Here is a 10,422-nt window from a genome sequence, read left to right as displayed (position 1 = left end):
TCACGTAAATCCCGCCAACTGTCGAGATTTATTGGCTTTCTTGCTCGTTTGCAGTCGGAGCGGACGAGCTCGCCTCGGAGCCCTTCGCGCCCTCGGCGCCAGTCTCTTCAGCCTCTTCGGCGGCCGCGGCGGCATCCGCGGGCCGCTTGGGCGGCGGAGTGGCGGGCAGGGCCTGGGCACGCTGCACGCCCTCGTTATCACCGAGCTTGGTGAACAGCTCGGTCGCCTTGTCCCGCAGCTGGAGCTCCTCGGCCAGGGCGGCGGCCTTGGGCAGGTGGCCGATCTGCTCGTAGAGCACCATGGCCTTCTCCTTGCGGCCGATCTCCTCGTAGAGCGCCGCCGCGGTGGCGGACTCCCCGAGCAGCTCCAGCCACCGAGCGCGGCCGGCCGGCTTGTTCTCCGCCTCGGCGCGAGCGAGCTCCTTCTGCGCCAGGGCCTTGGCCTCGTCCGCCAGCTTCAGCCGGTTGAGGAAGTGGAAGGCCTTGGGAGGCGGCAGCGTCCCAAGCACCTCCACGGCCTCCTTGCCGCGGCCGGCGTTCACCAACAGGGTGGCCGCGCCGAGCCGGTCCCCACGCTCCACCAGGGCCTTCACCTCCAGGTCCCGGACGCGGTTGGCCGCCGCGAAGTCGCGGGTGCGCTCGTACGCCTTGCGCGCCAGCGCCAGCTTCCCGGCACGCTCGTAGGCGAGCGCCGCCTGATCGAACTGACGGGCACGCTCGTACAGCCGGGCAACGTTCTCGAAGTCACCCTTGCCGATGTAGATCTCCATCAGCAGCTCGTAAGCGCCCGCCTTCTCGAGCACCTGGGGCAGCTGCTCGGCGGGGACCGTCGCCATGAGGCGGCGGGCGGTGTCGTTGTCCTTGCCCGCCAGCGCGGTACGCAGCGCGCTCTTCAGATCCCCACCGGCCTCGAAGAGCCGGGTGGCATCGGCGAAGGAGTTGTTGCGCTCGTGCATGCGCGCCGCGTCGCGGGTACGGCCCATGCCCTCGAGCTGCTTCGCCTGCTCCGACCAGTCACCCGTCAGCTCGGGCAGGGGCTGCCGGCGCTCGCGATCGTCACGACCCCGGCGCTCGCCCTCGGGGGCACGCTCGCCGCGCTCCCGGCGCTCGCCGCGCTCAGGGCGATCACGACGCTCGCCCTCACGGCCTTCACGGCGCTCGCCCCGCTCACGGCCCTCACGACGCTCACCCCGATCCCGACGCTCACCGCGCTCACCCTCCCGGCGCTCCCCGGCGGGAGGACGGGCGGCGGCGGGCTCCTCGCGCTCCGGCTGCGGCTCGCGGCCGCTCAGCGCGAAGGCCGCCGAGGCACGCTCCTGATCGCCGACGGCGCGCCAGGCGCGGCCCACCAGGTACATGACGTCCACGTAGGCCTGGAACTTCTCCTTCGCCGGATCCGCGGCGGGAGCCGCGGGCGTGGCAGCGCCCTCCGCGGGAGCGGCAGCCTCCGCGCCCTCCGCAGGAGCCGTGGCGGCGCCCTCACCGCCCGTGGCCTCGGCGGGAGCCGGGGTGGCCTCCGCGCCCGCCTCGGGAGCGGCCTGGGCGGCACCGGACTCACCGGCCTCGGGCTGGGGCGGCCGCGTCTGGCGCTGCACGCGCAGCAGCGTGGTGATGAGGCGGCCACGCACGTTGAGGTCCAGCTCCTCGAGCGACTTCACCCGCATGGTGCGCAGCGAGCGGACGATCGACTCGAGCGGCGACTTCTGGGCGGCGAAATCGCTCTTGCCCAGCGCCTTCTCCAGGGTGCTCAAATCGGCGATGACGCGCTGGCCCGGACCAACAGGGCCTTCGGCGCGATCGCGCCCGCGGCCACGTCCGGGACCATCGCCCCGTCCACGACCTCCGTCACGGCCGCCGAAACCCCCGTCGCGGCCACCAAAACCACCACCCGGACCCTCACGGCGCGGACCCTGACCAGGCCCACCGCCCGGGCCACGCCCACCGCGCGGACCACCGCTTCCATTCTCCTGAGGCACGTGATTCTCCCGCTAAAACGCGTAGCGAAGGTTCGGCGTCACCGCGAACCCGAATGACTGAGACTTGACGAAGAAGCTGCCCGTCACCTCGATACCTACCGAGAAGTGGCGAAGGCGTGTGTAGTACTCCAGTCCCGGTCCGGCGAATACCAGAATGTCGGGGTCCGGCAGGAGTTGCTGGGGCCTGAACAGCGCGTACCCGGCCCCACCGCGCAGGTAGATCCACGTGCGCTGGACGTCCTGGGCATCGGCCAGGCCCACCAGCTGGAAGCGCGCCACGGCGCCGGGCACCAGCATGGAGAAGTCTCCGGAGGCCGCGCCCCCCGAGTTCCCCACGTACTCCGAGCCCGCGCGGTTGGAGGCGCCCATCACGAAGACGCCCAGCGACAGGCGCTGGCCGAGGTCCACGCCCAGCTCCACCTGGGCCATCTGCCCGGGAGAGAACGGCCGCGGGCCCGAGGAGGCCGGCGGGTTGACGATGAAGAACGGGCCACCGAGCACCGAGAAGTAGATGCCGCGCTCGATCTCCTCGAAGGACTCGGCCGGCCTGTCACCGGCGGCCTGCGCATGCGCGAGCGCGGGGAGTGCCAGAGCGGCGCAAACGACAAAGGGGCGGAAGGCTTTCATGCGGGGGCGGACGTTAGCCCAGCAGCGCGGAGACGCCAGTGCCAAAAAGCAGGATGGGCGGCCCCGCCGCAGCGGAACCGCCCACCTGAACCTTTTCACTGCTCAGCGGAGGCTACTCGCCGGCCGCCTTGAAGATGAACGGATAGGTGACGACCACCGAGCCGCCGCCCTTGGGCTTGGGGAAGGACCAGGTGCGGACGCGGCCGGCCACGCACTGCTCCAGCTCGCCGTTGCCCGCGGTGGACTGGGCCACCGAGGAGGTGACGACGTTGCCCTCGGAGGCGATGGTGAAGCGGATGGACACCTTGCCACCCAGCTTCGGGTAGCGGTTGAGCAGGCTCTCGTAGCAGAAGCGGATCTGCCCCTTGTTGCGCTGGATGACCTGGCGGATGAGCTCCTTGTCGAGCGAGCCGCTCACCGTGGCCTCCTCGGCCGCGATGCCCACGTCCACGCTCTGCTTGCCACCCAGGCCGCCCACGCCGGAGCCGTAGCCGCCCATGCCACCGCCACGGCCCTTGGTGCCCACGGCGCCGATGCCGATGACGTCACCGCCACCACCGCCACCACCACCGCCGCCCTTCAGGCCGAGGCCACCGAGACCGCCCACCATGCTGCCCTTGCCGACAAGGCCGCCCATGGCGCTCTTCAGATCACCGCCGAGGCCGCCACCGCCGAAGAGGCTGGAAGCGCCGCCCTTGCCGCCGAAGATCTTGGCCGCCATGTTCTTGGCCGCCGCCTTCTTGTCGGGCTTGGCGTTGGACGCGGGCTGGGCGGTCTGCTTGACGACTTCCTTCTTCGCCCCCGCCTCCTTCTTGGCCTTGGCGGCCTTCTTCTCTTCCTTCTGCTGGTTGAGCTTCTCGAGGAACTTGTTCTTCTGCGTCTCGGGCGGCTTGACGATCAGCTTGGCCAGGCGCGAGTTGTTGCCCGCCAGCTCGTCCGCGAACTCGTCACCCGCCGCAGCGTGGTTGGCCGCGGCGATGACGAACATCGACGCGAGGAAGAACATCACCAGGAAGATGTTGATGACCGCGAAGTCCATCGACTCCCCCAGCTTCGCCACGGCGCGCTTGGGCACGGACTCGAAGAGGACCTCCAGCGTCACGCCACCCAGGTCCACCCAGAGGAAATCGTCCTCCTTGAGGGTGAGCGCGTAGGCCTCGCCCTCGTGGGTGGCCTTGCCGGACTCGATGACGGCCTTGAGGTCCGAGGTGTCGCCCTTGCGGGTGAGCTCGCCCTTCATCTTGCCGGTGAAGAGCACGGTGTAGCCCTGGCCGTCGGTGCGCACCACCTCGAAGCGCTCGCCGCCCAACTTGGCGTCGCCCATGATGAAGTCGACACCCTTGGCCGAGCCGACGGTGAAGGAGCGCTTCTGGCCGGGGGCGAGGAAGAAGTCGCCCACGCGCTGGTCGCCCCACATGAAGTGCAGGCCCAGGCCGAGCGGACCGTTGCCCTTGCGGGCGACGCGGCGCACGCGCGGAGCAGCCTCGGTGAACTCCGCCACGGGAGCCGCCACCGGCTGCGCGGCGGCCTTGGGAGCGGGAGCCGGAGCGGCAGCCACCACCGGCTGCTGCACCACCACCGGCACGGGGGCGGGCGTCACGGCGGCCGCGGCGGCCGGGGACACCGCCGCCTGGGACAGGCCCACGGCCAGCGGGGTCTCGGCGACGGGGGCCACCGGCGCCGGCGCCGGCGCGGTGCTCGCCGCGGCGGACGCCAGGTTCACCGCGGCCACGGCGGCGGGATTCTCCAGGCGGATGGTGGTGCCACCGACCTTGATCTCATCGCCGAAGGACAGCAGGCCCTTGTTGACGCGCTTGCCGTTGACGTAGGTGCCTTCGACGCTGCCCATGTCGATGATCGACAGGCTGCCGTCGGCGGCGACCTCGATGACGGAGTGGATGCGGCTGACCTTCTCGTCCTCCAGGCACAGGTGTGCGGAGGCGAGACGGCCGATCTTGATGATGTCGCGCTCGAAGTCCTTCGCGGTGACGAGCGTCTCACCCTTGAAGACCTTGAGTGTCAGAGGGACGGGCATGGAAATTCCCCAGTTGGCTTTCGGCGATCTCTAGGACAACACGTGCGGTAGCGGGTTCCCGGCTTTTTTCAAAGCTCGCCCACCGACTGCATCACCTTGTCCTCGAAGTCCTCGCGGATGCGGATCAGGTTGGAGTGCTGGACCTTCTTGCGAGCCTCGACGTACTCGCCATCCGGCTTGGTGAGGTCACCCTCGATGGTGTCGTCCTCGAAGTCGATGGTCTGGGGGCCGCCCTTCTGGGCCTTGCCACCACCACCGGCTTCCCTGCGCGGCGCGCTGTCTTCCTCGTCCTGGGCAACGGCCGGGGTCACCGCGAGTACCACGCACAGCATCAGGAGCTTCCGCATGACTTTCTCCGAGCGGTTCCCCCCACCGGGGTTCCGCATCACATCCGCCAGCGCCGGATTCCGGCGCCAGCGGACGAAGGTTCTCATCAATCCCCCCACCCTCGCCACTGCCTCTTAGAAGATGTCGTCAGACGGCTCGGCAGGATCCGTCTTGGCTGGATTCTTCTGTTGAGGCGCGGCGGCCGGCTGCTGCGGCTGGGCGTTGGCGGGCGGGTTGTTGGCGGCGGGAGGCGGCGTGCCACCGGCCGGGGCGGTCGGCGCCGGGGCGTCGGTGCCCGAGGCGGGGGTGACAGTGCCCCCCTGCTTGGCCTCCTCGGCCTTCATCAGCTCCTGCTGCTGCTTCTGGAGCTCCTCGAGCTTCTTCTGCTGCTCCTCGGCGGCCACGGCCTCGCGCTGGGCCTGGACGATGGACTCCGCCTCGCGCAGCAGCCCGAAGATGGGGTGCTCGGCGTTGAGGGCCACCTCGCCACCGGACATGGCGATGTACTTGCGGTACAGCTCGATGGCCCGCTCCGGAGCACCCTTGTGGCGGTGCAGCATGATGGCGCGGTTGAGGTGGACGGCGGCCATCTTCGGATCCAGCTTCTCCGCCTCGTCGTACTCCTGCATGGCCTTGTCCAGCTGGCCCTGGCCCTTGTAGGCGATGCCCAGGTTGAGGTGGGCGGCGGCGTTCTTGCTGTCGGCCTGGAGGATGCGGCGCAGGTGCTCCTCGGCGCCGGGGTAGTCCTCCGCCTCCAGGTCCATCTGCGCCAGCAGCACGCGAGAGGGCACGTAGTCGGCGCGGACCTCGACGGCGCGCTTGAAGGACAGGCGGGCCGCGTCCTTCTTCTCCTCCTGCAGGAGGATGAGGCCGATGGTGTGGTGCAGCTCGGGATCGTTCTGGTCGATCTTCATCGCCCGGAGGGCCACCAGCTTGGCCATGGCCAGCTGCTTGCGCTCCAGATAGCTGCGCATCATCACCTTGTAGGCGGTGACGGACTGGGGCTCGCGCATGAGGGCGGCGCGCGCCAGCTCCATGGCCTTCTCCTGGTCACCGGTCTGCCGGTAGATCTCCGCCAGGCGGGCGCGGGCGTTGCCGTCGTCCGGGTAGATCTTGAGGATGCCCTGGTAGATGGACACCGCGCCGGCGATGTCGCCCGCATTCTGGGCGATCACCGCCAGGTTCTCGGAGGCCTGGCGCAGGGTGGGCTTCTTGTTGAGGGCCGCCTGGTAGCGGGAGATGGCCTCCTGGGTGTTGCCCTGGCGCTCGGCCAGGACACCCAGGTTGTACTCGGCCTCGGCCACGTTCGGGTCCGCGTCCAGCGCGGCCTTGAACTTGCGCTCGAGCGACGGGTAGTCGAGCGCGTTGGCCTTCTTCTGGGCCTCCAGCGCGCTGAGCGCGTCCTCGAAGAGGAGCTTGGCGCGGTTGGAGATGGGGGGCGGCTCGTTGGCCTTGGCGGACGTCTTGCCGCCGGGGGTGCCGGTACCCGTACCGGGGCCGGCGGCCGTGGAGCCCGCGCAGCCCGCGGCGAACAGCGCCGCGAGCGCGGCCAGGAGGAGTGAGCGCATCATGGGGGGGCGATTCATTAGAGGAAGTCCTCCGGTTCCTGCTCGTCCGTCCCGGCCTTCTTGGGCGTCCCTTCCTTCGTGGGAGCGGACGGACCATCGACCTGGGTGGCCGTCTGCTGCTGCAGCCGCTTGGCCAGATCCGAGACGTCCTCGGCGGCCTCCTGGGTCTGGCTCTTCTCGGCCGTGGCCGTCTCGACGACGGGCGGCGGCACGTCCTGGATGGCGGTGAGCAGATCTCCACCGATGACCAGTTCACGGCCCTTGGAGAGGGCCACCGACTCCTCGAGCATGGTGGGGAACTGCTCCGGGCGGTAGGTGGTGCGCAGCATCTTCAGGCTCTCGGCCGCGCAGGTGTTGAAGATGTCCAGCTCGCGGCTCTTGGCCACGGCGTTGGCGAAGGCGTCGGCGGCGCTCTCCTTGAGGGGCGTGGCGTTGTTGCCGAACTCGTCGCGCAGGGCCATCTCCGTCTCCTCGTCGATGCCCGGGGGCATGGGAGCGTTGATGAGCTTGTCGGCGAAGTTGTCGTAGACGAGGCCCAGGCGGTGCAGGGCGCAGATGCCGGGCTCGGCCGCGCCGATCTGCACCGTCTGCACGTACTTCTTCTCCACCACCGCGCGCGAGTCGTTCTTGTCCTTGATGGAGGCCTTGAACTTCTCCGGGCTGGCCGGCCGGCCCCAGGACAGCTTCACGCGCGAGTAGAACTGGAAGTCCGGCTCCACGCTGCGGAACTGGGCCCGGCCCACGGGCTCCAGCGCCGACTTCTCCAGCGACTGCTGCAGCCGCTTGGGCAGCTTCTCGTAGTAGTCGAGGATGCGGGAGTAGAGGCGCTCGGTGTCCTTGGGACGGCGCAGCTTGTTCTCGTAGATGTCGACGATGCGGCCCTCGGCCATGAGGAACTTGCTGGGGCTGCGCATGTACTGGCGCTCGTACTCCTCCAGCTGCGTCATGGCCTTGATGTAGTTGCCCATCTTCTCGTACAGGTCGACGATGGCCAGGAACACGTCCTCGGCGTCCTTGGCCTTGGGCCAGAGCGTCAGGTAGCGCTCGCGCAGGGCCAGCGCATCCTTGTACTGGCCGAGCCCCTCGCGGTAGGTGGCCGCGTTGAAGAGCGCCACCTGGGCCTTGGACTCCTCCCACTTCTGCGGGGCGCCGGGCTTGTCGGACACCACCACGGGGGCCTTGCCCTTGCCCTTGCCCTTCTTGGCGCGGGCGGGGGCCGCACGGGCCGCGGAGCCACCATTCTTGCTGGCCTCGTAGCCGTCCACGTACTGCTCGTACACGTCCGCGGACTCGAGGAAGTCACCGATGGCCTCCAGCGCCTCCGCGTTGTTGTAGATGCACTCCGGCACGAAGCGCGAGGACGGGTACTGCTCGATGATGCGCTGGCGGACCTGGATGGCCTTATCCAGCATCTTCGCCTTGTAGTAGTCCACCGAGGCGTTGAAGAGCGCCACGTCGGCGATCTCCGTCTGCGGGAAGTCCGCCACGAAGGACAGGTAGGCCTCGGCCGCCTTGGCGAACTGGCCCTTGGCCTCGAGCTGGCTCACCAGCTTGAAGCTGGACTGCTCGATGACCTTGGAGAGCTCGTCGCGGAACTTGCCGGTGGCCAGCTTGTCGTTGGCGTAGAACTTGCGCGCCCACTCGTTCACCTTCGCCCAGTCCTCGAGCAGGTTGTACGAGTCGAGGATGAGGTTGGCGGCGATCTCCGCGGCGCGCTCGCCGGACTCGAACTTGTACTCGGGCGAGCCGAGCGCGATCTCGCTGAAGCGCAGCACCGCCTCGTCGAAGTGGTTGTGGCGGTAGTAGATGTTGGCCGCCTTGAAGGCGATCTCCACCTTCTTGTCGCCCTTGGGCACGTACTTCAGGTAGCGCTCGCAGGCCTCCAGCAGGTCCTTCTTGGCCTGGGGGATGTTGGACTTCTTGCGGATGTCCTTGCTGACCTCGTCCTTGAAGAGCCCCTTGGCCTCGGCGTCCTTCACCATCTCGTCATAGGCGAGCACGGCGTTGTACGCGGCGTTGTTGAGCCACTTGCCCGGCTTGCCGGGCTTGGGGTTGCCCTTGTCGTCCTTGGCCTCCAGCTGCTTCACGTCCTGCAGCACGACGAGCGTGTAGTTGGCCGCCGCCTTGTCGTACTTCTGCAGGTTGTCGTTGAGGAGCTCGGCCCAGAAGAAGCGCAGGTCATACGCCTTGGAGCTCTCCGGGAAGAGCGTGAGGTAGTCCGAGTAGATCATGTCGGCGTAGCCGAACGTGGCCTCCTCGCGCGTCTTCTTCGCCTCGTTGTGCCAGGTGACGGCGAGGTTGGACAGGGTGCGCTCGGCCAGATCCTTCGCCTCGGCGAGCGACTTCTTGTCCTTCTCCTCCTTGATGACGCCGGAGCTCTCGACCTCCTTCATGATCTTCACGAGCCGGCGCACCTGCGTGACGGTGCGCTCCTTGTTGCCCATGCGGAGGACGATGTCGACGATGCGGCCCTGGAAGCCCGGGGCCTCGGGAGAGAGCGGCTTCTCCTTGATGAGGCTGTTGTAGGTGATGGCCGCCTCGCGGTCCTTGCCATCGCCGTAATACATGTTGGCCAGCGTCCGCATCATCGCGAAGCGGTCGTCCGGGTTGGTGGCGACCTTGGAGAAGTCCTCGCGGGCCAGCATCACGTCGCCCTCGCGGGCGTAGGCGCGGACGTAGTCGGTGCGCGCCTCGCGCACCAGCGAGTTGCCCTTCTTGTTGGCGGCGCCGTCCTTCTCCACGGCCTGCGCACCGGCCAGCTCGCCGTAGAGCACCACGGCCTTCCACTTGTCCTTGGCGCTGGTGTAGTCGCCGAGGTTGAAGTGGCACCAGCCCTGCTTGTAGAGGGCGAAGGCGTACACCTGGCTCTCGGGGAACTCGGCGGCCTTCTTGTAGGCGGCGAGCGCCTTCTCCAGGTCCGCGTGCTTGCCCTTCGAGTTGTTGAAGTAGTACTCGCCGAAGGCCAGGTAGGCGTCGGGGATGTACTTGGACTTCGGGTGCTTCTCCACCAGGCGCTTGAAGGCCACCAGCGCCTTGCGGTCCTGGCTGTCCTCCATCAGGTAGGTGCCGAGGAAGAAGAGCACCTCGTCGGAGCGCTCGAAGTCCGGGTACTCCTGGACGATCTTCGTGTACTGCTCGAGCGCGAGCTTGCCGTACTGCTTCATCCGCGTGAGCAGCTCGGCCTTGCCCGCCTTGGCGCGACTCTGGGCCGCGGTGTCACCGCGGTTCATCGCGTCGATGAGCTCGTCGTCCTTGCGGTTCGCCTCGAAGAAGTAGAACTTCGACTCCTCCCAGTACAGCTCGCCCAGGCGGAAGAGCAGCGAGGGCTGCTCCTTCTGGTCCGCCGAGAGGGAGATGATCTTCTTGAGCGACTCGATCTGCTCGCGGCGCTTGGTGGCGACCTGGCCCTCCACGCCGAGACGGAACTGGTCGTATTGGAGGGCGGGCGCGTTGTCCTGCTTCTCCTTCTTGCGGCTGATATCGCCAGCGAGCGACTTGTCCACCACGGCAGTGGAGGCCTTCTTGCCGAGGTTGGCGTCGCGCGGCGCTTTCTTGTCCTGCGCGTTGGCCGTCGTGGCCAGGAGCAGAAGGCTGAGGAGGAGCGTGCGGCGCATGGGGTTCCTCTGCGGGGTTCTTCCGGCCAGGCTCCTTGCCTGCTCGGCAAGTGTCCGGGACTCTTCGGGAATTTCCATCTGGGAGGCTGCGCACTATGCGCGGTGCGTTGGGGCCGGTCAACAAGCCCTTGGGGGCACGCCGGGCTGCTTGGACCCAGCGGAAAGTTTTCAGAAGGGCTGTGCGAAAAGCGTCGTACAGATTGCTCTGTCAGCCCCTGCTGGTAAGGGGGAATCTTGCGCCCGGCCGTCCGGCTGCCCACCAGGGAGATGTAGCGA

At 68.2% G+C, this 10,422-nt stretch carries 7 protein-coding genes; all 7 read right to left on the bottom strand.

Annotation, left to right across the window (positions count from 1 at the left end):
• Window positions 1–28: 28 nt before the first annotated feature.
• The 7 genes from NR798_RS16890 to NR798_RS16860 all read right to left on the bottom strand — a co-directional run bounded on the left by NR798_RS16890 (window position 29) and on the right by NR798_RS16860 (window position 10,146).
• Window positions 29–1,750, bottom strand: coding sequence for a tetratricopeptide repeat protein (locus tag NR798_RS16890; protein ID WP_375772502.1), 1,722 nt, complete (start codon window positions 1,748–1,750; stop codon window positions 29–31).
• Window positions 1,747–1,962 carry a hypothetical protein gene (locus NR798_RS16885; protein WP_375772501.1) on the bottom strand — a complete coding sequence of 72 codons (216 nt, stop codon included), beginning with the start codon at window positions 1,960–1,962 and terminating at the stop codon, window positions 1,747–1,749. The genes NR798_RS16890 and NR798_RS16885 overlap by 4 nt, the downstream gene beginning before the upstream one ends.
• 25 nt (window positions 1,963–1,987) lie before the next feature.
• The gene (cglE, locus tag NR798_RS16880; protein WP_375772500.1) at window positions 1,988–2,602 is read right to left on the bottom strand and encodes an adventurous gliding motility protein CglE; all 615 of its coding nucleotides are present in this window, start codon (window positions 2,600–2,602) and stop codon (window positions 1,988–1,990) included.
• Between the two features lie 112 nt (window positions 2,603–2,714).
• Complete coding sequence (gltG, locus tag NR798_RS16875; RefSeq protein WP_375772499.1) at window positions 2,715–4,637, bottom strand: adventurous gliding motility protein GltG; 1,923 nt, start codon at window positions 4,635–4,637, stop codon at window positions 2,715–2,717.
• Window positions 4,638–4,705: 68 nt separating this feature from the next.
• Window positions 4,706–4,984, bottom strand: coding sequence for an adventurous gliding motility protein CglF (cglF, locus tag NR798_RS16870; RefSeq protein WP_047856727.1), 279 nt, complete (start codon window positions 4,982–4,984; stop codon window positions 4,706–4,708).
• A 114-nt stretch (window positions 4,985–5,098) separates the two neighbouring features.
• Window positions 5,099–6,550 carry an adventurous gliding motility TPR repeat lipoprotein GltE gene (gene gltE, locus NR798_RS16865; RefSeq protein WP_375772498.1) on the bottom strand — a complete coding sequence of 484 codons (1,452 nt, stop codon included), beginning with the start codon at window positions 6,548–6,550 and terminating at the stop codon, window positions 5,099–5,101.
• On the bottom strand, window positions 6,550–10,146 hold the full coding sequence (locus tag NR798_RS16860) for a tol-pal system YbgF family protein (protein ID WP_375772497.1): 3,597 nt from the start codon (window positions 10,144–10,146) through the stop codon (window positions 6,550–6,552). Before NR798_RS16860 ends, gltE begins: the two co-directional genes overlap by 1 nt.
• Window positions 10,147–10,422 lie beyond the last annotated feature (276 nt).

The sequence above is a fragment of the Archangium gephyra genome (assembly GCF_042230915.1).
GTDB lineage: Bacteria > Myxococcota > Myxococcia > Myxococcales > Myxococcaceae > Archangium > Archangium gephyra_B.
The sequence above is the reverse complement of the archived record's forward strand: the minus strand, read 5'-3'. Positions and strand labels throughout refer to the sequence as shown.

What these genes read in the sequence shown, in the direction of transcription:
- NR798_RS16885 (WP_375772501.1), bottom strand. Translation starts at nt 1,962, where the DNA reads ATGGAAGCGGTGGTCCGCGCGGTGGGCGTGGCCCGGGCGGTGGGCCTG.
- cglE (WP_375772500.1), bottom strand. Translation starts at nt 2,602, where the DNA reads ATGAAAGCCTTCCGCCCCTTTGTCGTTTGCGCCGCTCTGGCACTCCCC.
- gltG (WP_375772499.1), bottom strand. Translation starts at nt 4,637, where the DNA reads ATGCCCGTCCCTCTGACACTCAAGGTCTTCAAGGGTGAGACGCTCGTC.
- cglF (WP_047856727.1), bottom strand. Translation starts at nt 4,984, where the DNA reads ATGCGGAAGCTCCTGATGCTGTGCGTGGTACTCGCGGTGACCCCGGCC.
- gltE (WP_375772498.1), bottom strand. Translation starts at nt 6,550, where the DNA reads ATGAATCGCCCCCCCATGATGCGCTCACTCCTCCTGGCCGCGCTCGCG.
- NR798_RS16860 (WP_375772497.1), bottom strand. Translation starts at nt 10,146, where the DNA reads ATGCGCCGCACGCTCCTCCTCAGCCTTCTGCTCCTGGCCACGACGGCC.